Below are 24,360 nucleotides of genomic sequence, written 5' to 3'. Positions count from 1 at the left end.
TTATTATTAGTTGACCAGAAATCTGGAGGCTGAATACCTATTATGGAGGGTTATTTAGCCTTTTGTTATATTTAAAACTAAATGGAATTTTGATATTTGAATGGAGTCTTAATAATGAAGAAGGATAAAAAAAAGATATTGATTGTAGATGATGAAGTTAAAATCATAGAAGTTATAAAATCCTATATAGAGAATAATGATTTTTATGCTTTTTTTGCCAATAATGGAAATGAAGCTATAAATTTATTTTACAATATAAATCCAGATCTTGTGATCTTGGATTTAATGTTGCCAGACATAAATGGTGAAGATATATGTAAGTTTTTAAGAATAAAAAAATCAAAAGTACCTATAATTATGCTTACGGCAAAAATTGCTGAAGAAGACATGATTAATGGATTTGATATGGGGGCAGATGATTATATAACAAAACCCTTTAGTCCAAGAGAACTTATTGCAAGAGTAAAGGCTTTGTTAAGAAGAGTGGAAGTTGATGAGGTTCAGTATGATGATTTATATTCTTTTAGACAAAATGATCTTGTTATAGATAATATATCTTATGAGGTCAGAAAGTCTGGACGTTTAATCAATCTCACACCTAACGAATATAATATACTCATAACTATGGCTAAATATCCTTCAAAAGTATTTACTAGAGAAGAGTTAATTCATATTGCATTAAGTAAAAATTTTGAGGGATATGATAGAGCTGTTGATTCTCATATAAAAAATTTGAGACAAAAAATTGAAGATGATCCTAAAAATCCTGATTATATTCAGACAATACGAGGTATAGGTTATAAATTTGGAGATGTTTAATTATAGAGGGAGTGTAATAAATGAATGGGAGTTTAAGGACAAAGTTATCTCTTACCTATTCCTTAGTGGCTATTATAAGTATATTAATGATAAGTTTTATGATAAACATATTTTTAGGAAAACAATTTAAAAGATATACTATTGAAAATCAAGAAAGAAAAAATATGGAGTTAGTTGATTTGATTGGAAAACAATATGCAGAAGATAAAATATGGAATTATAAGGCTGTTGAAAGTATAGGAATAAATGCCATTGAACAGGGCTTAATTATTAAATTAGAAGATAACTCCAGGAATACAATATGGGATGCAGCTACACATAATAATGGCTTATGTAAACAAATGATAGAACATATGGAAAATAATATGAGTAAATATTATGACAGTAATGACGGTAAATATGAAGAAAAATCATATGAAATTTATAATAACAATAATGTAATTGGACATTTAGAAATAGGTTATTATGGTCCTTTTTATTATAGTGATAATGATATGAATTTTATAGATACTTTAAACAAAAATTTATTCATAATAGGTATATTATCATTATTTCTTGCTTTAATTATAGGATTATTTATGGCTAAAGTTTTAAGTAATCCCATATCAAGAGTTGTAAGGGCAACACAAAATATTTCTAATGGATTTTTTAATAATAGAGTTATTGAAAAATCTAAAACTAAAGAAATTGATTTATTAATTTCATCTATTAATAATTTAGCAGAAACTCTTGAAAATCAAAAAAATTTGAGAAAGAGAATGTCTACTGATATTGCTCATGAACTTAGAACACCTCTGGCAACCCTTCAAAGTCATTTAGAAGCTATGATAGATGGAATATGGAAGCCAGATAAAGAACGATTAATAAGTTGTCATGAAGAATGTATAAGAATAAATAAATTAGTAGGTCAATTGAAAAGTTTAGATGAATACGAAAGTGGAAATTATGGATTATCAAAAGTTACATATGACATCTACGATCAAGTAAAAAAGATAATATATAATTTTCAAGCTGATTTTAAAAACAAGGGTATTAATATTAATTTAAGCGGTAAAAGGGAACTTGTATTTGCGGATAAAGATAAAGTTAGTCAAGTTATAATAAATCTTTTATCAAATTCATTAAAATATACTAAAGAGAATGGAACTGTAGAGGTGAGTATTAATAAGATTAATAATGAAATAATAATAAAGATTAAAGATACAGGTATAGGAATAGCACAAGAAGATTTACCATATATCTTTGAACGTTTTTATCGTGCTGATAGATCTAGAAACAGGGTTACTGGAGGTGTTGGTATAGGACTTGCCATTGTAAAGGCAATTATTGATTTTCACAATGGAAATATAGATGTAAAAAGTATTTTAGGAAAAGGTACTGAATTTACTGTACTATTACCTGTAGGTTGTAAATAAATTTTTATTTGCAAAAAATAAAAAAACTGTAGAATTTATTTACATTTTATGCTATTATAATAAACAGATAGGAATAGTAGGTTAATTAATTATACAAATATGATTTTAGGAGGAAATAAGTATGTCAAAAATAGCAAAGAAATTAGTGGATTTAATAGGAAATACACCATTGTTGGAATTATCAAATTATAATGCTCACAAAGGGTTGGAAGCAGAAGTCATTGCTAAATTGGAGTATTTTAATCCTGCAGGAAGTGTAAAAGACAGAATAGGATATGCTATGATAAAAGATGCAGAAGAAAAAGGATTAATAAATAAAGATACAGTTATAATTGAACCTACAAGCGGTAATACTGGAATAGGACTTGCGTTTGTAGCAGCTTCAAAAGGTTATAGACTTATATTAGCTATGCCTGAAACTATGACTTTGGAGAGAAGAAATCTTCTCAAGGCACTTGGAGCTGAACTTGTATTAACACCAGGTCCGGAAGGAATGAAAGGTGCCATTAAAAAGGCAGAAGAATTAGCAAAAGAAAATCCAAATTCTTTTATACCACAACAATTTAAAAATCCCAATAATCCTGAAATTCATAAGAAGACTACTGCTGAAGAAATTTGGAAAGATACAGATGGTCAAGTGGATATTTTTATAGCTGGTGTTGGAACTGGTGGAACTGTTAGTGGTGTAGGTGAAACTTTAAAAAGTAAAAATCCAAATATAAAAATTATTGCTGTTGAGCCTTACGATTCACCAGTATTATCTGGAGGAAAGCCAGGACCACATAAAATTCAAGGAATTGGAGCAGGTTTTATTCCTGATACTTTTAATCCGAAGGTTATAGACGAAATATTTCAAGTCAAAAATGAAGAAGCTATTAATACAGCAAAAGAATTAGCAAAAAATGAAGGACTACTAGTAGGAATATCTTCAGGAGCAGCTACTTTTGCGGCAACACAAATCGCAAAGAGACCAGAAAATAAAGGTAAGAAGATAGTGGTTTTGCTACCGGATACTGGTGAAAGATATTTATCAACTCCATTATTTCAATAATATATTAATACATTATTCTTAAGATTAATAAGTTTGCCATAAAAACTGGAGGTTAAGTATATTTTAACATTTATTATATGCTTAGCCTTTTTAAATCTATATTAAAATATTATACTTTAATTTTATTAAATAAACTTTAAATACTTTAAAATTGGATGTGGGAAATGTGTTGAAAAATATTTCACTTAATATATATGGAATGACTTGTGCCCTATGTTCCATGACGATAGAATCAACTTTAGAGAAGTTAGATGGTATTGGTAAGGTAAATGTTAGTTATGCTTCTGAAAAAGCAAAATTAGAATATGATGATTCAAAAATAAAGTTGGAATACATAATAAGGCAAATAGAATTATTAGGATTTTCAGTGGATGAAAGCGAAAGTAAATTAGTTTATAAAAATGGATTAACTGGAAATGAAATTGAAAGAAAGAAAATGAGAAATACATTTATAATATCTGCTTTATTTAGCACACCGTTGGTATTGGCTATGATATTGGGGGGATTGGGTTTTTGTCATGATAATTTTGATCCCCAAACATCAACTAAAATAGGAGAGTATATTCAGTTGCTAAGATACAAGGCCTATGGACTTCATAACTGGAAACTACAGTTAATATTAGCAACTATTGTTCAATTTACTGTTGGATTAAGATTTTATAAAAATTCTTATTATGCCTTAAAAGCTAAAAGTGCAACTATGGATTTATTAGTGGCCATAGGAAGTACTGCAGCCTATCTATATAGTGTTTATATAGTATTTTTCCAAGTGGCTACATATACTCTTGGGATGAGAGATATATATTTTGAAGCTTCAACTACTATAATTACCTTGGTTTTACTTGGTAAATATTTAGAAGCTAGTGCTAAGAGTAAAACTTCAAAAGCTATACAATCATTAATAAATCTTCAACCTAGAAAAGCTAAAGTGATAAGAAGTGAGATTGAAATTGAAATACCTGTAAATGAGGTGAGTGTTGGAGACATTATAGTAGTTAGACCTGGAGAAAAAATACCTGTTGATGGTATTATTATAAATGGATATTCAACTGTAGATGAATCTATGATTACTGGTGAAAGTATTCCAATAGAAAAAGTAGAAGGAGATTCTGTAACAGGAGCTTCTTTAAATAAATTTGGAACATTTAAATTTAGAGCTACGAAGATCGGAAATGATACTATACTTGCAAATATAATAAAATTAGTAGATAATGCTCAAAACAGTAAACCTCCAATTCAAAAAATCGCTGATAAAGTAGCGGGTAATTTTGTGCCTTTTGTACTTATTGTATCTGCGTATACTTTTGTTATATGGTATTTTTTCATTTTTGGAAGGCAAACTTTTCTTCTTGACAGTGCAATTATTTATGCAGTTGCAGTACTTGTGGTTTCATGTCCATGTGCACTAGGTCTTGCAACTCCAGCTGCTATTATGGTAGGTATGGGGAAAGGCGCACAAAATGGTATTCTTATTAAAAATGGCGAGGAACTGGAGCGGGCTTGTAAAATAAATACAATAGTTTTTGATAAAACTGGTACTATAACCACTGGTAAGCCAGAAGTGACAGATATAATATTATTCAATAATAAAAATATAGGTGGAAAAGATGATTTTGATAAGAAGAATTATTTACTGCTAATTTCCGCAATAGCTGAGAAGAAGTCCGAGCACCCGCTAGGGGAAGCCATATATAAATTTGCTAAAGTTAAATTTACAAGAGAATTAGAAGATCCAGATGAATTTGAAGCTATTCCAGGTAAAGGGATAATTGCAAGGGTTAAAGATAAGAGAATATTGATAGGAACAAAGAATTTTTTGGAAGAAAATAATATAGAGTCAAAGGAATTAAATAAATTATTAAATTCACTGCAAAATCAAGGTAAAACGGCTGCTTTAGTGGCAATCGATAACAATTTAGCAGGTATTATTGCGTTGTCAGATAAAATAAAAGAAGACTCAGCAGAAGTAATCAAAGTATTAAAGAAAATGAATATAGAAATTTATATGCTTAGTGGTGACAATGAAAAAACAGCACTTACAGTGGCAAAAAAAGTTGGAATAAATAATGTTATTGCGGAGGTACAACCTAAAGATAAAGCTCATGAAATAGAAAAACTAAAAAAATCAGGGGAAATTATAGCTATGGTAGGGGATGGAATAAATGATGCTCCTGCGCTTGCAGTTGCAGATGTGGGTTTTGCTATGGGGACAGGTACAGATGTGGCTATTGAAACCGGGGATATAGTTCTTTTAAGTGGTGAATTAAAATCTTTAGTAAAAGCTATAGAATTGTCTAAAATTACAATGAAAAAAATTAAACAGAATTTATTTTGGGCATTTATATATAATATAATTGCCATACCAATTGCAGCTACAGGACATTTAAATCCAGTTGTGGGATCAGTGGCTATGTGTTTTAGTTCCATATCTGTTTTGTTGAATTCGCTTAGCTTAAAAAATTCTAAAATTCAAACATCTAATAGCAGCGGTATACGATTAATAAAAGTATTTTCTAATTTATTTTTTAAATTTAGAATAAATAAACAATTTAAGCATCAAGGAAATTAAAGGGGATGAAGAAAAGTGACCGCTGATAATATTCTAGAGTTTTTACAAAATTTATTACTTTTAAAATATTTACCTAATATACAGACTGGAGCTGGCTATGGACTTATTTTTATATTTGGAATATTGACATCATTTCATTGTTTAGCAATGTGTGGAGGTATAGCAATATCCCAATCTATAGGAAATAAAAAGTATAAAAAAAATATCTCTATTCTTCCTACATTGTTATATAATCTTGGAAGAATATTATCCTATACAATCATAGGAGGAATAGTTGGAGGAATTGGGCGTATAATAAATTTTCCAGGAATTTTAAGAGGAATTATACCTGTTATAGGTGGAATATTTATGGTGATTATGGCTATTAATTTAATTGGAATATTTCCCTTTCTAAGAAAATTAAATATTAGGATGCCTCTATTTATTGCAAAGAAAATAAGAAATGACAATAGTTATGGGCCGCTATATATTGGAATTGTGAATGGTTTAATGCCTTGTGCTCCTCTTCAGATAGTACAGTTATATGCGTTGAGCACCAGGAGCTTTTTATATGGAGCAGTATCCTCTTTTATTTTTGCATTAGGTACAGTACCTATATTATTTACTTTTGGAATAATTAATTCAGCTATAAATAAAAAATATTCAGTTAAAATATTAAAAGTAAGTGCTGTTATAGTACTTATATTAGGAATTGGAATGATTGGAAGAGGACTGTCTTTATCTGGAATACATATCAATGCTCCAAGTATTTTTCAACAATCTGATAAATTGTCTAATTCAAAAATAGAAGGTGATGCGCAAATTATCACTACGGAAATAGATGATGATAGTTATCCTCCTATTACTGTGCATAAGGGTATACCTGTAAAATGGACAATAAAAGTAGATAAAGATAAAATTAATGAATGTAATAACAGTATAGAAATCCCAAAACTAAAAATAGAAAAAAAACTTAGTGTAGGAGACAATTTAATAGAATTTACTCCTGAAGAAGCTGGAGAAATTCAATATACATGCTGGATGGGAATGATTAAGAGTAAAATAGTAGTAAAATAATATTATATTTAAAAAATGTAAACAAACTATTGACACTTAGTTAAAAATATAGTATTTTATAGTAAACACATCGGAATAATAAAATAAATTTTAGGTGACCAGAAATACTGGAGGCTAAGTTCTTTATTAATTTAAAAAACTTAGCTTTTTTTATAAAATTTATTTTGCTAATAAATATATTTCGGTTCTATTAGCAATAAAAATATTTTGTACAAAATTTATTATTCTATATAGTAAACAGACGTATATTATAAATAAATAGTTTTAGGTTCACTGGATATACTGGAGACCAAAGCTTTTCAAGATTAAGAAAAGTTTTGGTCTCTTTTAATATTTTAAATAATATGAATACATAAAAATTAGGAGGAATCAATTTATGTTTAAGAAAAGATCTAACAAAAAATTTTTTTTGCTGATTATTTCACTAGTATGTTTAATAAGTTTGGTAGCAACTGCCTGCGGCAAACAGTCTTCTAGCGCGTCAACATCTTCATCAACAGCAAAAGAGGATAAACTGAAGCCTGATAGTGATGGATTAATTCCAATAAGAACTTCTTCAAAAATAGCCTGCGATTCTACACCATGGGTTGTTGCCGATAAAAAAGGATTTTTTAAAAAATATGGCTTGAAAGTAGTGTATACTGGAGAAACTCAAGCAGCTCAAAGGATCCCAGCACTTTTAAATGGAAATAATTATGTTGAATCATTTCACCCAAATACCTACGCACCAGCAATAGCAGGAGGAGCTAATATAATAGGTATTGGACCAGCAGGAATAGATCCAGCCCCAGATATAGATCCTAAGTATAGACATATGTGGTGGTTTGTCAGCGCTAAAGCTTCAGAAGCAGGAGTTAAAAGTTTTAAAGACTTAGCAAATTATAAAAAAGGTCAAAAATTAAAGTTTACAACAGGTTCTGCTAATATTTGTACTGATTTTGAAGGAAATACGCTAGCTGATAAATTTGGAATCCCAAGGGATAGAATAGAATGGGTAACAATGCCAGATGTTCAAGCACTGCAGGCTCTTACTCAGGGAACAGTAGATGTATCAGCAGTACATCCACCATTTTATATTGGAATGGAGAAAGCAGGAAATGTAAAAATAGCAGATACACAAGATACTGGTCTTGGAGCAACAGCAGGTTTGACTTATTGGGTTGTTAATAAAACTTGGGCAGCTGAAAATCCAAATGTAGCTAGAAAATTTCTTAAGGCAATTACTGAAGCAAATACTTGGTCAAATCATAATACAAAAGAAGCAGCAACTTTAACTGCAGAACATATAAAGCAGCCAGTAAGTGGAAGTCATTATTATACTGAAACTTTAAATATTGATAATGAAAAATATTTAAAACCATGGCTAGAGGATTCTGTTAAAAATGGTTCAATTCCAGCAGGCAAAGTGAAAGTTTCAGATATGGTAACAGATGAGTATTATAAATAAATAGTTTTAGGTTAACTAGATATGCTGGAGACCAAAACTTTTCATAAATTTGAAAAGTTTTGGTCTCTTTAATATTTTAAATAATATGAATACATAAAAATTAGGAGGGGTTAATTTATGTTTAAGAAAAGATCCAACAAAAAGTTTTTTTTGCTGATTATCTCACTAATATGCTTAGTAAGTTTGGTAGTAACTGCCTGCGGTAAACAGTCTTCTAGTGCATCAGCGTCTTCATCAAAATCCAAAGAGGATAAGTTAAAACCTGATAGTGATGGGTTAATTCCAATAAGAACTTCTTCAAAAATAGCCTGCGATTCTACACCATGGGTTGTTGCTGACCAAAAAGGATTTTTGAAAAAATATGGTTTAAAAGTAGTGTATACTGGAGAAACTCAAGCAGCTCAAAAGATTCCAGCCATATTAAATGGTAATAACTATTTTGAAGATTTTCACCCAAATACTTACGCACCGGCAATAGCAGGAGGAGCTAATATAGTAGGTATTGGACCAGCAGGAATAGATCCAGCCCCAGATATAGATCCTAAATATAGACATATGTGGTGGTTTGTTAGTGCTAAAGCTTCAGAAGCAGGAGTTAAAAGTTTTAAAGATTTAGCAAACTATAAAAAAGGTCAAAAATTAAAGTTCACAACGGGTGCTGCTAATATTTGCACTGATTTTGAAGGAAATACTTTAGCTAATAAATATGGAATTCCAAAGGATAGAATAGAATGGGTAACAATGCCGGATGTTCAGGCATTACAGGCTCTTACTCAGGGAACAGTGGATGTATCAGCAGTTCATCCTCCATTTTATACAGGTATGGAAAAAGCAGGGAATGTAAAAATAGCAGATACAAGTGATACAGAGCTTGGGCCAACAGCAGGTTTGACTTACTGGGTTACAAACAAAACTTGGGCAGCTGAGAATCCAAATGTAGTTAGAAAATTTCTTAAGGCAATGACAGAAGCAGAAACTTGGGCAAATCATAATACAAAAGAAGCAGCAGATTTAACTGCAAAACATATAAAGCAGCCAGTAAGTGGAAGTCATTACTATACAGAGACTCTAAACATCGATAATGAAAAATATTTGAAGCCGTGGTTAGATGATTCAGTTAAAAATGGTTCAATTCCAGCAGGCAAAGTAAAAGTTTCAGATATGGTAACAGATGAATATTATAAATAAATAGTTTTAAAGTAATTGAAAAGTTATTGAGATCAAGTCTTTTATATTTTAAAAGATTTGGTCTTTTTGTTTATGTATTTTTTGATTAAAGTATTGACATCAAGAAAAGATTATAGTATTTTATATTAAACAGGTAGGAATAATATAAAATAAATTTTGGTTGACTAGAAATACTAGAGGCCAAGTTTTTTCTTAAATTGAAAGAACTTGGTCTCTATTTTTTATAGTTCAATATAAAAAATTAGGAGGAATAAGTTCAATGGTAAAGAAAAAATTTAACAAAAAAATTGTATTAACTTTAATTTCACTCATATGCTTAATAAGTTTAATAGCAACCGCATGCGGTAATCAGTCTTCTAGTTCCTCAGCATCTTCATCAAAATCCACAGGTGATGAATTAAAGCCTGATAAGGATGGATTAATTCCAATTAAAACTTCTTCAAAATTGGATTGTTCTTCTACACCATGGGTTGTTGCCGACAAAAAAGGATTCTTAAAAAAATATGGTTTAAAAGTAGTGTATACTGGTGAAACTCAAGCAGCTCAGCAAATTCCATCCATATTAAATGGAAATAATGATGTAAATTCATTTCACCCAAATACTTATGCACCAGCAATAGCAGGCGGAGCTAATATAATAGGAATTGGGGCTGCAGGAGTAGATCCGGCATCTGAAGATATAGATCCTAAATTACGTCATATGTGGTGGTTTGTTAGTCCAAAAGCTCAAGCAGCAGGAGTAAAAACTTTTAAGGATTTAGTAAATTATAAAAAGGGCGAAAAATTAAAATTTACAACAATATCTGCCAATATTTGTATGGATTTTGAAGGCAATATTTTAGCTGATAAATATGGCATTCCAAGAGACAGAATAGAATGGGTAACAATGCCAGATGTTCAAGCAATACAGGCTCTTACTCAGGGAACAGTTGACGTATCAGCGGTACATCCACCATACTATACAGGAATGCAGAAAGCTGGAAATATTAAAATAGCAGATACATTTGATACTGGCCTTGGACCAACAGCAGGATTAAGCTATTGGGTTGTCAATAAAACTTGGGCAGCTAAAAATCCAAATGTAACTAGAAAGTTTCTTAAGGCAATGACAGAAGCACAAGTTTGGGCAAATCATAATCCTAAAGAAGCAGCAGATTTAACTGCAAAACATATAGGGCAACCAGTTAGTGGAAATCATTATTATGCTGAAACTTTAAATGTGGATAATGATAAGTATCTAAAACCTTGGTTGGATGAATCATTAAAAAATGGTTCAATCTCTAAAAAGTTAACTACTAAAGATTTAGTAACAGACGAATATTATAAGTAAATTACAAGTTTCAATAATTTATAGAAGAATAATATTTATAATTAAAATGTCTATAACTCAACTAAAACCTACCTACTAATTTGTAATTGTTAATCAGTGTCAGTACTAAAAATAGTATTGACACTAATTTTTTTAAAAATTTATTTGTTACAATTTATTATGTTTAATTTTAAATTTCTTCTTTACTGTAGAAAATAAATAAACAGAGGATATACTTACAATAGGAACTATACAACTTAATCCACAAGCCCCGCAGGTTCCTGTACATGCTCCTAAACCTGGTATAAAATTACTTGTTGCAGCTATACTTACACTGGCAATGCCAATTCCAGTTCCGATTTCTTTCATTTTACTATTCATTTACAACCCTCCTTATTTCAGGAGTAAGAGTATCAGAATCATTAATATTTCCACTTCTCCATCCAGAGTCCCCTATACCATAAGAAATTGCATTTTTGGGGCAGGTAGCTTCACATTGTCTACAAGTGATGCAATTAAGAATCTCATAGGTTATTTCTCCGTTCTTTTTTTGTAAAGATCCCATTGGACATGTTTTTACGCAGGATCCGCAGGAAACACATTTTTCTCTTGATAGTTTTAATTTAAAAGTAAAACCAAATTTTGAGCTTATACTTTGTACAATTCCCTGTATAGCCCCTACAGGACACATAAAATTACAATAACCTCTTCCACCTTTAGTGAATATTCCAAAAACAAATAACCAAAGAAATCCTGTTACAATTGTAGTTGAACCAAGGAATCCAAAATTACCCCAAAATCCCCCATTCATAAGTCTTTGTAAAAAGGAAAGATTACAAAATGCACAGGCAATACTTCCAGCTAAAAATGGAGTTATTAGATATCCAGCTAAAAACCCGTATCTAATAGGTATTGGATTTATTGTGTTATACCAATTTATTTTGAATTTTTCAGGAACTAAACGACTTAAGTATTCAGTAAAAGCTCCTGCAGCGCATAGACGTCCACAATAAAATGCACCAAAGAAGAATGTAAGAATAAAGAATAAAACTACTGTTATAAATACAACAGACATAAACTGTATGCCCTTACCTGTAAAAAGATATAGTAATGGTATTCGAAGGCATATTGAATGGATATCTGGAGAGTTCGCAGCATTAGGTATTAATTTTCCCAATAGCTTTTCATATAAAGCGAAAGGGGCATAGAACAGAATTATTCCTAATAAATACCATAGTCCTCTTTTAATTAAAAATTTATTACTTCTTTTTATTTCTATCATTATTTTATAATCCTCCTATAAATTTTTCACCTGACTAACTTGGCGTAAGTCTCCAACGCACTCTGTGCAGCCCTCACACAAAATCAAAAAAAGATTTTGGTTCTCTGCTTGCACTCTGTGAAAGCGATTCACACAAAATCAAAAAAAAGATTTTGGTTCTCTGCTTTTTTTCAAGTGGGAGTTCAACGCCAAGTAAGCCATGCATTTGTAGTTCTAAAATTCAGATGGGATAAAAGAATCCCAACCTGAATTAAGAACTTGCTTCAATGTTTATCTGCAGTATTTGAATTGATAATTTTGATAGGTATGGTCCCAATTATGCTGTTATTTTTCAAATTTATTATATTTATAATTCCCTCAGTTACTAAATGTCTATTTGTTACATTTCTAGGTATATTCAATAAAACTGTTATATTGAATTCTTCAGTTGCTTTTAATACAGTATTTAAATTACCATTTACTCCAAAGGATTTATCCATTTTAGAATTTATTGATATTTTTCCGTCAAAATCTTTATACTGTAATTGTAAGGAAATATCTTCTCTATCTTTATTTACAATAGTACCTTTAATTGATTGAACATTAGGCTGGATTAATTGTTTAGGCAATCCCTGCTGAGCTATATCCACTATTGTAGTCTTTGATATATTTTTATTATCACTTTTATTGCTGACTTCAATTTTAAAATTTGAACTTTGTTCTAAGGCTGTTGCCTTTTTATAATATCCTAAACCTATTGTTGATAAAGTAATTAATATAAATGCGGTAATAAATATGAATACTCTGAAAAATCTTTTTTTCATTATGATCATCTCCCTGTATGATTATTGTGAAATATTCTATATGCAAAAAAGGCTAGGATAATCAATTAAGATAATCCTAACCTCCAGTTTTCTGGTCAGTTCAAATAAAAACAAGTGCATGCTATTTCTATATTTTTAATGTGCCTTTTGTAAGATTTTATTACTTTATTGTTTTATTGTCAATGATAAAATTATATTTATGTGTAATTATAATGTAGAATTTATTAATATTTTATGAATAAAACTTATTTTAAATATTTTACTTATCGAAGACTTTTTTGTTAGTCTTCTTTTAATTATCTTAATTTACCAACAGATTTATACTAAGTAAAAATTGGTTGATTAATAAAGTAATATTCATAAATTATTCATATTATCTGCATTATATCTACATAAAATAAAAATAAAATTATATATTTTTATTGACAAATAAAATATAATCTCTTAATATTAAATCACATTAATCAAATAGGTATAATATTGTTTTCTCTTTTATTGTAAAAGAGTTGTGCTAACCAGAAATACTGGAGGTTGACTTGTTTATGAAAGATTTATTTTTCATAAAACGGCCAGCCTTTTTATTTACAAAAAATCATAAGATGGGGGAATAAAAAATGAACAAAAAGAAAATAATAGCAATTCTGCTTTCTGCAGCAATAGTGACCTCAGGATTATTTACTACACCAGTAGTACAAGCACATAATAATGATATACATTCTGAAGCACAAATAGGAGTTAATTATCAGGCCCATGTACAAAACTTAGGATGGCAGTCAATAGTTTCAAATTCTTCAGAAGCAGGTACGCATGGAAAGTCTTTAAGATTAGAAGCGTTAAAAATAAATCTTATTAATGCACCTAAGAATGCAAAAATAAATTATCAAGCTCATGTACAAAATCAGGGATGGCAATCGTGGAAATCAAATGGATCAGAAGCAGGTACAGAAGGTAAAAGTTTAAGAGCAGAAGCCATAAGAGTATCTTTAGAAAATTTACCGGGATATAGTGTTCAATATAGAGTACATATACAGAATGAAGGATGGCAGCCCTGGGTATCAGATGGAGCAGAAGCAGGAACTACGGGAAAAAGTTTAAGGCTTGAGGCTGTAGAAATAAGAATAGTTAAAAATAGTAATATAGGAGTTAGTTATCAGGCACATGTACAAAATCAAGGATGGCAGTCATCAGTTTTAAATGGGGCAGAAGCAGGAACAGATGGACAATCTTTGAGGTTAGAAGCATTAAAAATAAGTCTTGTCAATGCACCTAAAGACGCAAAAATAAATTATCAAGTTCATGTACAAAATCAAGGATGGCAATCATGGAAATCAAATGGAGCAGAAGCAGGTACAGAAGGTAAAAGTTTAAGAACAGAAGCCATAAAAATATCTTTAGAAAATTTACCGGGATATAGTGTTCAGTATAGAGCACATGTACAGAATAAAGGATGGCAGCCCTGGGTATCGGATGGAGCAGAAGCAGGAACTACTGGAAAAAGTTTAAGACTTGAAGCTGTAGAAATAAGAATAGTTAAGACATCTGATGGAGATACACCAATTCCAAGCACTCAGACATTTACAGGATATATTACAACAGAAGATGATTTTGTAAATCCTCGAATAGGGGGAATCGATCCTAGCTCAGATACAAAGTCTATGATATTAATGAAAACTATGGCTAGATCAGGACTAGGTATAGCTGTTAGAGAAAATAATGGATGGAAATTTTATTATCTTGATGGGAAATTTGCTACAGATAATAATGATGGGGCAGATGGTAAATGGAAGTTTGATGGCACTGATTCACAGCTAGATGCCTGGAATCTTGTACAAAATACTACAAAAGCTAGCCATATCTCTGTTACTGTTACAGGAGAGCTGACTGAAGATAAAGCTACTAATACAGGGAGTGATGCAGATGGAATATATTATCCTGTAATAAAAGCATCATCCATAAAGGAAACTTCAGTGCTAAATAGTATAGCGATAACAAAACCTGCTGATAAACTTGTTTACTCGGTAGGAGACAAATTAGATATTTCAGGATTAGAAGTAACAGCAACCTATAGTAATGGAAGTAAGTCGGTAATACCAATAACCGCAGCAAATGTAACTGGATTTAATAGCTCGAAGACTGCTAATGATCAAATATTGACAATTACGGCAGGAGGAAAGACAACTACTTATACAGTGGATATTAATTCTACAGGAAATGCTTTGACTCTAAATAATATTTCTATAACAAAACCAGCGGCTAAATTAATTTACTCAGTAGGAGACAAATTGAATATTGCAGGGTTAGAAATAACAGGAACCTATAGTGATGGAAGTAAATCAGTAATACCAATAGCAGTAGCCAATATAACAGGGTTTGATAGCTCAAAGCCATTGAGTAAACAAGTATTAAGCATTAATGTTAACGGCAAAACAGTTAATTATACAATTGATGTAAAACCTAAAGTACAAACTTTTAAAGGCTATATTACAACGGAAGATGATTTTGCGGCTAACCTTGGGGAAGATACTGCTTTTATGGTATATATGAAGATGATGGCACTATCAGGACTAGGAATAACCTTTGAGCAAGATGGGAAGTGGGTTTTTTATTATCTTGATGGTAAAATTGCCACAAATAATACTAATGGAGATAATGGTAAATGGAGCTTTGATGGAACAGGTTCTCAGTTAAGCGCATGGAAAATAGTTGAAGCACAAGTTAAAGAAAATAGCGGAGCTAATAAAATGAAACCAGTGCCAGTTACTGTAACAGGTACATTAAATGGAAATGTTCAAACTAATCCTGGACCTGATGCTGATGGAAAAAGTTTCCCTGTAATAACTGTAAATTCAATGACTAAAAATTAAAATAGCCTAGGAAGGTAATATAAATGAAAATAAAGAGAAAGTATTTTTTATTTGCAATTTTAATAATATGTTTGTTAATAGCAAGTGTTGGATGTGGTAAAACTAATAATCTATCATCAAGGAATAATAAAAATGTAGAAAATAAGACTACTCAATCTAGTAAGAGCAATAATAATGTTTCATCACAAATTAGTGATAATGAATCTAAAGTGGCAGATAATAGTGCCGTAAATTCATCTAAAAATAATACTAACTTTCAAAATGAATTAGCAGTAACTAATGCTGGTAATAATCAATCTAATATATCATCCACATCGAAAGATAGTGGAGATAAGCAGTCTTCTTTAACAACAAAGTCTGATGTACAACAATCTCAACCATCAGCAAAGGTATCAACACCAAAAGCACCAGCGCTAACACCAAAAGCACCAACACCAGCACCAAAAACATCAGCACAAGCAGTAAAAACACCAACGCCAAAAACATCGACGCAAACCATTCAGACCTTTAAAGGATATATTACAACAGAGGATGATTTTGCAGCGGGGCTTAAAGAAGATACTGCTTCTATGATATACATGAGATTGATGGCATTGTCAGGGCTTGGAATAACCTTTGAGCAAAATGGACAATGGGTTTTCTACTATTTTGATGGAAATATTTCAACAGATAATAAAGGATCTGATGGTAAATGGGTATTTAATGGGAAAGGTTCTCAATTAAGTGCATGGGAGATAGTTGAAGCACAGGTTAAAGAAAATAATGGATCTAATAAGATGAAAGCAGTGCCAGTTACTGTAACAGGGATATTAAATGGAAACACTAAAACCAATCCAGGTCCTGATGCTGATGGTAAATATTTTAAAGTTATAACAGTAAAATCTATAAGCAAAAATCCATAATAAATAACTATCGAAAAGTATTGACATCTGTTAAAAATTGTAGTATTGTATACTAAACAGATAGGAATGATATATTAATACAAAGTTGACCAGAATAACTGGAGACTGGGTTTTCTAAAATTTAATTTGAGAAAACTTGGTCTCTTTATTTTATGTATTAAGAGGAGGAGAATTCTTAATGATTACATAAATAAAGGAATAAATGATTATTATCAATGGTTTAAGCAATAAAAAATTATTTATATAAGGGGGATATATTTTATATGTCAGCTATAACAATTGAAAAATCAAGCAAAAAAAAGTCAGATGTAGTGGGTAAACTGCAAGTTTTTACTAGAAAGTCTATAGCCATAATAGTCTTTTTTATTTTATGGGAAGTATTACCTCAAATAGGAGTTATAAATAGCCAGTTTATACCACCGGTATCTGAGATTGTAGTATATCTTGGGAAAATGTTAGCAGATGGAGATTTACTTATTCACGTACAGGCAAGTTTTATAAGGGCATTAGAAGGCTTTGCACTGGCAGTATTAGTAGGAACACCACTGGGATTTCTTTTAGGAGGATGGTTCAAAAAATTTGAGGAATTGTTAGATCCATTACTACAGGTTCTTTCACAAATTAATCCTTTTACACTTTTTCCTATATTTATGTTGTTCTTTGGAATTGGAGAAGTAGCAAAAGTAGCAATAATCTTTTGGACATCTATATGGTCAGTATTGTTTCAGACAATTAATGGTGTGAAAAATATTGATCCTGTTATATTAAAAGGAGCAAAGGCTATGGCTACACCTAAATTTTCTCTTTTTTATAAAATTGTTTTACCAGGTGCAGCTCCTTTAATTTTTGCAGGACTTAAAAATGCTGTGGGTACTTCATTTTTAATGCTCATTGCTGCAGAAATGATAGGTGCAAGTAAGGGGTTAGGTTGGCTAATATTAAATGCACAAGTAAATTACAATATTGACAGATTGTACGCTGCAGCAGTTGTTATTGCAGCACTTGGACTTGGAATGAAAAAGTTGTTGACTGTAATAGAAAATCTAGTAATCACATGGAAAGAAGATTCTTCAAATATGTAAAAATTTATTATATAAAAGGGAGTGTACGTATATGAGTGGAGAAAATACAGTATTAAAGGAAAATGTTTTTGTCAATGAGAAAGAAAAAAGAACTGGTGTACACAATAATGTTAATTCAAAAAAAAATAAAAAGGAGATAAAAATTTTAGCTAAGAATATAACTCGTACTTTCACAGTTAAAAATCGAGGAGAAAAGGGTGTAAAGGAATTTACAGCAATTAAAGATATTAATTTAGAAATACGCGAAGGTGAATTTATAACTATAGTAGGACCCAGCGGATGCGGAAAATCCACATTTTTAGATATACTTTCAGGTCTTTCAAAGCCAACTTCTGGAGAGCTATATATTGATGGTAAATTAGTTACTGGACCAGCATTGGATCGTGGTATAGTACTTCAAGGATATGCCTTATTTCCTTGGAGAAATGTACGCAAAAATATTGAATATGGATTAGAATTAAAAAAGGTTCCTAAAAAGGAAAGAAAAGAAATTAGTCAAGAGTTTATAGATCTGGTTGGATTAAATGGATTTGAAGATAGATATATTCATGAATTATCGGGTGGTATGAGGCAAAGAGTAGCTATAGCGAGATCTTTAGCCTATAATCCATCAGTACTTTTAATGGATGAACCTTTTGCAGCTGTTGATGCTCAGACAAGAGAAACCATGCAGGAAGAACTTCTAAGAATATGGGAGAAGACTAATAAGACTATAATTTTTATAACTCACAGCATAGATGAAGCCATATTCTTAGCAGATAGAGTTGTAGTTTTGTCAGCCAATCCAGGAATGGTAAAAGAAATTATTGACATAGATCTGCCAAGACCTAGAAAACTTGGAGATGTAAAAAATTCGCCAGACTTTAACTGGTTAAGCCATAAGGTATGGGAATTACTTCATAATGTTGAGGGTAACGAGAAAACCAAGGTGATAAATGAAAATCGTGATATTGCTGAGGAAATATCTCCTACAGTAGATTTATAACTTTTTTATTTCACTAGTGGTAAAAATTATTAAAAAATGAAGTTATGATTGGAAATCTGGGAGGACATCAAATGTCAAAAATAGCTAAAAAGCTGGTTGATTTAATTGGAAATACTCCATTATTAGAACTATCTAACTATAGTCAATATAAAGGGTTGGAAGCGAAAATAATTGCAAAATTAGAGTATTTCAATCCATCAAGAAGCGTTAAAGATAGGATCGGATATGCCATGATTAGGGATGCTGAGGATAAAGGAATAATAAATAAAGATTCAGTTATAATTGAACCAACTAGTGGGAATACGGGAATTGCTTTAGCCTTTGTTGCAGCTTCAAAAGGCTATAGACTCATATTGACTATGCCAGAAACTATGAGCATAGAAAGAAGAAATTTACTTAAAGCACTAGGTGCTGATCTGATTTTAACACCAGAGGTTTACGGAATGAAGGGCGCAATAAGAAAAGCTAAAGAATTAGCAGATCAAATTCCAAATTCTTTCATTCCAAATCAATTTGAAAATTCCATAAACCCTATTATGCATAGACAAACTACAGGTGAGGAAATATGGAGAGATGTAGATGGAAAAGTTGATATATTTGTTGCAGGGGTAGGTACAGGAGGAACTATTACTGGAGTGGGAGAAGTTTTAAAAAAGCGAAATTCTAATGTGAAAGTTATTGCAGTAGAACCTTTTGATTCATCTGTTTTTCCAGGTGATTCAAAAGGTTTAAATAAAATAGAAGGTCTGGGAGCAGGTCTTATGTCTACTATATTTAATTTGAACATAGTAGATGAGATATATAAAGTAAAATCTAATGAGGCATTTGAAACTTCAAGAGTATTGGCTAAAACTGAAGGCTTATTAGTTGGAAAGTCATCGGGGGCAGCTGTATTTGCTGCAATGAAAATTGCACAAAGAATAGAAAATAAAGGAAAGAGTATTGTAGTATTGTTACCAGATACCGGGGAAAGGTATTTATCTACACTATTATTTTCTCATCTACGTATTATAAAATAATAGAGTATTTCATAGTATTTATATATGTTTAATATAAAATTATTTTTTTGCAGTGACTTTATATTAGTCTATATATTTAAGATATGTTATAAAATATAGAGTTTTGTATGACTATATTAAACTTAAATTGAGCAATTTTATTTTATGGGGATAAAAATTATTGTATATTAGGAGGCATAAAAATGGCAATAAATTTACAACGTACTCAGGCAATTATAAGAGAAAATAGACTTAAATCAATTGTTGGATACAAGGGATCTATAAAAGATTTAGTAAAGCAGTCTAAAGAAGGGTGTTTAAAAAATTCAAAAAGATGCTTTAGCCAAACCACCAGCTGTAGTTCTGGGTGTGCACAATTTTATCTCTCATCTATAACAGATGCTGCAGTTGTCAATCATGCACCTATTGGATGTGTTGGTGATACTGCAGGTGCAAATGCCAATTTAAAATGGGGACAAAATATGAGAGGCTGGGAATTTACAAATATAAAAATTGTAAATACTAATATGACAGAAGGTTCTACTGTATTTGGCGGAAGTAAAAAGCTTAAAGAGGGTGTAAGGGAGGCTTATAGAAGATTTAATCCTAAAGCAATTTTTGTAACTACTTCCTGCGCTTCTGGTATTATTGGAGATGACATTGATAGTATAGTGCAAGAAGTAGAAGAAGAGGTTGGTGTTCCTGTAGTACCAGTCTATTGTGAAGGGTTTAAATCTCAAATTTGGGCATCAGGTTTTGATGCAGCATTTCATGCGTTACTTACACGAATAGTAAAAACACCAGAACAAAAGAGACCAGAATTAATAAATGTTATTAATTTTTCTGCTAGTAAAAGTGGAAGTGTAAAGGAGATATTCTCACGTTTAGGTCTTGTACCTCAATTTGGAATACCATATAGCAGTATTGAAGAAATATCAAGAATGTCTGAAGCTGCAGCAACTATAAGTCTGTGTGGTACTTTAGGTGGCTATTTTGGTAATGCTCTTGAACAGAGCTATGGTGTTCCCTATGTAAAAGCATTACAGCCTCATGGAATTGCAGGTATGGATAGCTGGTTAAGAGCTTTAGGAAAGATTGTGGGAAAAGAAAAAGAAGTAGAAGAATATATTGCAGAAGCTAAGGAAAGAATAGCTCCTGAATTAAAAGAAATAAGAGAACAACTTAAGGGTAAAAGAGTAGTAGTTGGAATGGGACCTAGTTTTTCTCATAATTATATCAGGTTATTGCAGGAATTGGGTCTCGAAGTTGTATGGGGTACATCCTGGCATTATGATTCAAAACATGATGATGGTGGTTGTCCTGAATGTTCATCAACTCTAAATGAGCAGGAAAGTGATATACCTGTAAGTGTAAGTGATCAGCAAAGTCATGAAATATTAAATTTGCTAAATAGGTTAAAACCTGATTTATATATAGGAAGACATGGAGGTTTAGTAATATGGCCAACTAAAATGGGTATTCCTTCAATTATGGTAAATGACGAGTATAGTGCTTTTGGATATGATGGAACTATAGAGTTTGGTCATAGAATAATCGATACATTAACTAATACAAGTCTTGTTCGTAATATTTCAAAGAGAATTAAACTTCCATATACACAGTGGTGGTTTGAACAGGATCCATTTAAATTCTTAGAAAGTGAGGCGAAATAATGGCTCAAACAGTTGAACAAATAAGACACGTGTGTACTCTTGGAGCCTTTGAATCAGTATTGGCTATTGACAGGGCAGTACCTATACTACATTCAGGTCCAGGATGCGGACAAAAGCTATGGACTACTTTAGGATTACAAAATGGATGTCAGGGTTCCGGATATGTAGGAGGTCATTCTATACCATGTACTAATGTTTCAGAAAAAGAGGTAGTATTTGGTGGTATAGATAAGTTGAAAAGTGTAGTAGAAAATACATTTAAAGTTATGGATGGAGATTTATTTGTGGTCTTAACGGGATGTACGTCAGATATTGTAGGAGATAATGTGGCTGATCTAATAAAGAAATTCCAGGATCAAGGTAAGCCAATTGTTTATACAGAAACGGGTGGCTTTAAAGGAAGTAATTTAGAAGGACATGAAATTGTATTGGATGCTATTATTGATCAGTATTTAAAACCCGCACATAACGTAGAAAAGGGATTAGTAAATATTTGGTCTGTAGTTCCCTATCAAAATACTTTTTGGGCAGGAGATATTGAACAAATAAAGGAATTAATTTCATCTATAGGACTTAAACCTAATGTTATATTTGGCTTAGGTGGAGGAATTGAAGCGTTAAATAAAGTTCCTCAAGCAGAATTTAATCTACTTATTTCTCCATGGGTTGGTCTTAAAAATGTGAAACATCTTCAAGAAAAACTTGGAACTCCATATTTACATTATCCTGTTTTACCGGTAGGTCCTACTGAAACCTCTAAATTTTTAAGAACAGTTGGAGAATTTGCAGGTGTAAAATTATCTACTGTTGAAGATGTAATAAAAAAACAAGAAGATAGATATTACTACTATATTGAAAGAGCAGCAGACTCACTGCTGGAAACTAGATTGATTCCAAGACGTTTTATTACCATAGCAGATAGTATTTATTCACTGGGCATTTCAAGGTTTCTGACTAATGATCTGGGATTAATACCTGAGACTCAGTTTATTACAGATAACACACCAGCAGAATATCAAATAGATGTTGGTAAAGAATTTACAAAATTTACAGATAATATTACTGCAGAAGTTTTGTTTACAAATGATGGTGGAAGTGTTCGAGAACATTTAAAGGATTTAAAGCTTAGAAATAAACCTTTAATAATTGGAAGTGCCTGGGATAGGGTGGTTACCAGAGAATTAAAGGGATATCAATTGTCAATTGCTACTCCAACTAGTGACAGAATGGTATTAAGCCATTCCTATGTAGGGTACGAAGGTGGACTTAATTTAACAGAAGATATTTATTCAGTGGTTTTAGACGATTTTCAATAAGGTATGTGAAGATAAGTAACAAGTCGAAGATACGATGGATATTTTTTAAAGATGCCTAAGATACGTTTAAAAGAAATAACTAGCCAACTAAAGTATTTGGCTTGTTATTTCTTTTTAAAGGTTTAACAACTTTTAGTTTTTAATAAATTATTGATTTTAAGGAGTGTTTATAGATGTCAGAAAAAAATTATAGATTTGAAACTTTACAATTACGAGGAGGATATGATCCAGAAAAACATAACTATGCTTCAACAGTACCTATTTATCAAACTGCTTCTTTTAATATTGGTAATATAGAAAGGCTTAGAAGAATACGCAATTATGAGGAGAAAGGATTTTTATATAGCAGAAGTGGGAATCCAACTTTAGATGTGCTTCAGCAGAGAATAACAGCTCTAGAAGGAGGAACATCAGCTATTGCAGTTGCTTCAGGTATGGCTGCAGTGTCTTATGCCTTATTAAATGTAGCAGAAGGCGGTGGAGAAATAGTTGCACCAGCTGCATTATATGCGGGCTCTTTTAATTTATTAAAGTATACACTGCCAGAACTTAATATAAAAGTAAATTGGGTAGAAGATCCTAATGACCCTGAATCTTATAGAAAAGCTATTACACCTAATACAAAAGCAATATTTGCTGAGACTATAGGAAATCCATTGATAAATGTACTAGATATTGAAAAAGTAGCTGAAGTTGCACATGAAAATGGAATTCCGCTTATAGTTGATAATACTTTTCCTACGCCATATCTTTTAAAACCTTTTGATTTTGGTGCGGATATAGTTGTATATTCATCTACAAAGGCATTAGGTGGACATGGCAATACTCTAGGAGGATTAATTGTAGAAAATGACAAATTTAATTGGGATAACGGTAAATTCCCTCACTTTACACGACCGGATTATAAAGCACAAAACAAGAACTTATATGAATTATTTCCGAAAGCAGTATTTACTACAAGAATAAGAATACATTATTTATCTAATTTTGGTGCAGTACTCAGTCCTTTTGATGCATTTTTAATTCTTCAAGGTATTGAAACTCTATCTGTAAGAGTGGATAGAGAAGTTAGAAATACAGAGGAAATTGCTAAGTACCTTTCTAATCATCCGTCAGTTTCTTGGGTAAGTCATCCTAGTCTCAAGGATGATATAAATAGAGGATTAGCTGAAAAATATCTTCCTAAGGGAGCTGGTTCCATATTGTCCTTTGGATTTAATGGAAATCAAGAAGAAATAGATGTATTTCTTGATAGTTTGAAAGTCTTTAGTTTCCTTGTAAATGTGGGCGACTCAAAGTCCTTAGCTACCCAACCATCAGAAACTACCCATGGATCATTGACTGATGAAGATAAGGCAAAAGCTGGAGCATTTTCTAATGCAATAAGACTATCCATTGGAATAGAGAATGTGCAGGATTTAATAGAAGATTTAGAACAAGCCCTTGCAAAAGCTAAAGGTAATTTTATAGAAGAAAAATAAAAAAATAAAATTAATATTTGACAAATCTAAAAATAAGAATTATAATAATTTCAATAAAACAAATATGAATGCTTGGAATTAGTGATTTTAGTTTACCAGAAAAACTGGAGACTAAGTTCT

General features: G+C 31.2%; 19 protein-coding genes. 16 read left to right on the top strand and 3 right to left on the bottom strand.

Features of this window, described 5'->3' with window-relative positions:
* The first annotated feature begins 114 nt into the window (after positions 1-114).
* From CLPA_RS16455 to CLPA_RS16420, 8 genes are all read left to right on the top strand, one after another.
* On the top strand, positions 115-819 hold the full coding sequence (locus CLPA_RS16455) for a response regulator transcription factor (RefSeq protein ID WP_003446436.1): 705 nt from the start codon (positions 115-117) through the stop codon (positions 817-819).
* 20 nt (positions 820-839) lie between these two features.
* Positions 840-2,234, top strand: a complete 1,395-nt coding sequence (locus tag CLPA_RS16450) for a sensor histidine kinase (RefSeq protein ID WP_003446437.1) — start codon at positions 840-842, stop codon at positions 2,232-2,234.
* A 121-nt stretch (positions 2,235-2,355) separates the two neighbouring features.
* A complete protein-coding gene (gene cysK / locus CLPA_RS16445) occupies positions 2,356-3,285 on the top strand; it encodes a cysteine synthase A (protein WP_003446438.1) in 930 nt (309 codons plus the stop codon).
* A gap of 166 nt (positions 3,286-3,451) precedes the next feature.
* Positions 3,452-5,854 (top strand): heavy metal translocating P-type ATPase, encoded by a 2,403-nt coding sequence (locus CLPA_RS16440; protein ID WP_003446439.1) that lies wholly within the window; start codon positions 3,452-3,454, stop codon positions 5,852-5,854.
* A gap of 15 nt (positions 5,855-5,869) precedes the next feature.
* Entirely contained in the window at positions 5,870-6,910 is a 1,041-nt protein-coding gene (locus CLPA_RS16435; RefSeq protein ID WP_003446440.1) for an urease accessory protein UreH domain-containing protein, read from the top strand.
* A gap of 376 nt (positions 6,911-7,286) precedes the next feature.
* Positions 7,287-8,357, top strand: coding sequence for an ABC transporter substrate-binding protein (locus CLPA_RS16430; protein ID WP_003446442.1), 1,071 nt, complete (start codon positions 7,287-7,289; stop codon positions 8,355-8,357).
* A 117-nt stretch (positions 8,358-8,474) separates the two neighbouring features.
* On the top strand, positions 8,475-9,545 hold the full coding sequence (locus CLPA_RS16425) for an ABC transporter substrate-binding protein (RefSeq protein ID WP_003446444.1): 1,071 nt from the start codon (positions 8,475-8,477) through the stop codon (positions 9,543-9,545).
* A 259-nt stretch (positions 9,546-9,804) separates the two neighbouring features.
* On the top strand, positions 9,805-10,875 hold the full coding sequence (locus CLPA_RS16420; RefSeq protein ID WP_003446446.1) for an ABC transporter substrate-binding protein: 1,071 nt from the start codon (positions 9,805-9,807) through the stop codon (positions 10,873-10,875).
* Between the two features lie 147 nt (positions 10,876-11,022).
* Here CLPA_RS16420 and CLPA_RS16415 read toward each other — a convergent pair whose 3' ends face one another.
* The 3 genes from CLPA_RS16415 to CLPA_RS16405 form a co-directional block, all read right to left on the bottom strand.
* Positions 11,023-11,235: a hypothetical protein gene (locus tag CLPA_RS16415; RefSeq protein ID WP_003446448.1), complete on the bottom strand. Its 213-nt coding sequence runs from the start codon at positions 11,233-11,235 to the stop codon at positions 11,023-11,025.
* A complete protein-coding gene (locus CLPA_RS16410; RefSeq protein WP_003446450.1) occupies positions 11,228-12,136 on the bottom strand; it encodes a 4Fe-4S binding protein in 909 nt (302 codons plus the stop codon). Before CLPA_RS16410 ends, CLPA_RS16415 begins: the two co-directional genes overlap by 8 nt.
* Before the next feature lie 263 nt (positions 12,137-12,399).
* Entirely contained in the window at positions 12,400-12,939 is a 540-nt protein-coding gene (locus tag CLPA_RS16405; protein WP_003446452.1) for a hypothetical protein, read from the bottom strand.
* Between the two features lie 614 nt (positions 12,940-13,553).
* On the opposite strand from CLPA_RS16405, the gene CLPA_RS16400 reads away from it, so the two are divergent.
* From CLPA_RS16400 to CLPA_RS16365, 8 genes are all read left to right on the top strand, one after another.
* Complete coding sequence (locus CLPA_RS16400; protein WP_003446454.1) at positions 13,554-15,803, top strand: bacterial Ig-like domain-containing protein; 2,250 nt, start codon at positions 13,554-13,556, stop codon at positions 15,801-15,803.
* Positions 15,804-15,826: 23 nt separating this feature from the next.
* Positions 15,827-16,705 carry a hypothetical protein gene (locus CLPA_RS16395; protein ID WP_003446456.1) on the top strand — a complete coding sequence of 293 codons (879 nt, stop codon included), beginning with the start codon at positions 15,827-15,829 and terminating at the stop codon, positions 16,703-16,705.
* Between the two features lie 263 nt (positions 16,706-16,968).
* The gene (locus CLPA_RS16390) at positions 16,969-17,787 is read left to right on the top strand and encodes an ABC transporter permease (RefSeq protein ID WP_003446458.1); all 819 of its coding nucleotides are present in this window, start codon (positions 16,969-16,971) and stop codon (positions 17,785-17,787) included.
* A gap of 31 nt (positions 17,788-17,818) precedes the next feature.
* A complete protein-coding gene (locus tag CLPA_RS16385; RefSeq protein WP_003446459.1) occupies positions 17,819-18,772 on the top strand; it encodes an ABC transporter ATP-binding protein in 954 nt (317 codons plus the stop codon).
* A gap of 71 nt (positions 18,773-18,843) precedes the next feature.
* On the top strand, positions 18,844-19,791 hold the full coding sequence (gene cysK, locus CLPA_RS16380) for a cysteine synthase A (RefSeq protein ID WP_003446461.1): 948 nt from the start codon (positions 18,844-18,846) through the stop codon (positions 19,789-19,791).
* Between the two features lie 182 nt (positions 19,792-19,973).
* Complete coding sequence (locus CLPA_RS16375; RefSeq protein ID WP_003446463.1) at positions 19,974-21,443, top strand: nitrogenase component 1; 1,470 nt, start codon at positions 19,974-19,976, stop codon at positions 21,441-21,443.
* Entirely contained in the window at positions 21,443-22,759 is a 1,317-nt protein-coding gene (locus CLPA_RS16370) for a nitrogenase component 1 (RefSeq protein WP_003446466.1), read from the top strand. Before CLPA_RS16375 ends, CLPA_RS16370 begins: the two co-directional genes overlap by 1 nt.
* Before the next feature lie 173 nt (positions 22,760-22,932).
* A complete protein-coding gene (locus tag CLPA_RS16365) occupies positions 22,933-24,240 on the top strand; it encodes an O-acetylhomoserine aminocarboxypropyltransferase/cysteine synthase family protein (protein ID WP_003446468.1) in 1,308 nt (435 codons plus the stop codon).
* The last annotated feature ends 120 nt before the right edge of the window (positions 24,241-24,360 follow it).

This window comes from Clostridium pasteurianum DSM 525 = ATCC 6013 (assembly GCF_000807255.1).
Classification (GTDB): domain Bacteria; phylum Bacillota; class Clostridia; order Clostridiales; family Clostridiaceae; genus Clostridium_I; species Clostridium_I pasteurianum.
The sequence above is the reverse complement of the archived record's forward strand: the minus strand, read 5'-3'. Positions and strand labels throughout refer to the sequence as shown.

Excerpts from the sequence above, each read along its gene's own strand:
- CLPA_RS16455 (WP_003446436.1), top strand. The coding sequence starts at position 115 with ATGAAGAAGGATAAAAAAAAGATATTGATTGTAGATGATGAAGTTAAA.
- CLPA_RS16450 (WP_003446437.1), top strand. The coding sequence starts at position 840 with ATGAATGGGAGTTTAAGGACAAAGTTATCTCTTACCTATTCCTTAGTG.
- cysK (WP_003446438.1), top strand. The coding sequence starts at position 2,356 with ATGTCAAAAATAGCAAAGAAATTAGTGGATTTAATAGGAAATACACCA.
- CLPA_RS16430 (WP_003446442.1), top strand. The coding sequence starts at position 7,287 with ATGTTTAAGAAAAGATCTAACAAAAAATTTTTTTTGCTGATTATTTCA.
- CLPA_RS16425 (WP_003446444.1), top strand. The coding sequence starts at position 8,475 with ATGTTTAAGAAAAGATCCAACAAAAAGTTTTTTTTGCTGATTATCTCA.
- CLPA_RS16420 (WP_003446446.1), top strand. The coding sequence starts at position 9,805 with ATGGTAAAGAAAAAATTTAACAAAAAAATTGTATTAACTTTAATTTCA.
- CLPA_RS16415 (WP_003446448.1), bottom strand. The coding sequence starts at position 11,235 with ATGAATAGTAAAATGAAAGAAATCGGAACTGGAATTGGCATTGCCAGT.
- CLPA_RS16410 (WP_003446450.1), bottom strand. The coding sequence starts at position 12,136 with ATGATAGAAATAAAAAGAAGTAATAAATTTTTAATTAAAAGAGGACTA.
- CLPA_RS16405 (WP_003446452.1), bottom strand. The coding sequence starts at position 12,939 with ATGAAAAAAAGATTTTTCAGAGTATTCATATTTATTACCGCATTTATA.
- CLPA_RS16400 (WP_003446454.1), top strand. The coding sequence starts at position 13,554 with ATGAACAAAAAGAAAATAATAGCAATTCTGCTTTCTGCAGCAATAGTG.
- CLPA_RS16395 (WP_003446456.1), top strand. The coding sequence starts at position 15,827 with ATGAAAATAAAGAGAAAGTATTTTTTATTTGCAATTTTAATAATATGT.
- CLPA_RS16390 (WP_003446458.1), top strand. The coding sequence starts at position 16,969 with ATGTCAGCTATAACAATTGAAAAATCAAGCAAAAAAAAGTCAGATGTA.
- CLPA_RS16385 (WP_003446459.1), top strand. The coding sequence starts at position 17,819 with ATGAGTGGAGAAAATACAGTATTAAAGGAAAATGTTTTTGTCAATGAG.
- cysK (WP_003446461.1), top strand. The coding sequence starts at position 18,844 with ATGTCAAAAATAGCTAAAAAGCTGGTTGATTTAATTGGAAATACTCCA.
- CLPA_RS16375 (WP_003446463.1), top strand. The coding sequence starts at position 19,974 with ATGGCAATAAATTTACAACGTACTCAGGCAATTATAAGAGAAAATAGA.
- CLPA_RS16370 (WP_003446466.1), top strand. The coding sequence starts at position 21,443 with ATGGCTCAAACAGTTGAACAAATAAGACACGTGTGTACTCTTGGAGCC.
- CLPA_RS16365 (WP_003446468.1), top strand. The coding sequence starts at position 22,933 with ATGTCAGAAAAAAATTATAGATTTGAAACTTTACAATTACGAGGAGGA.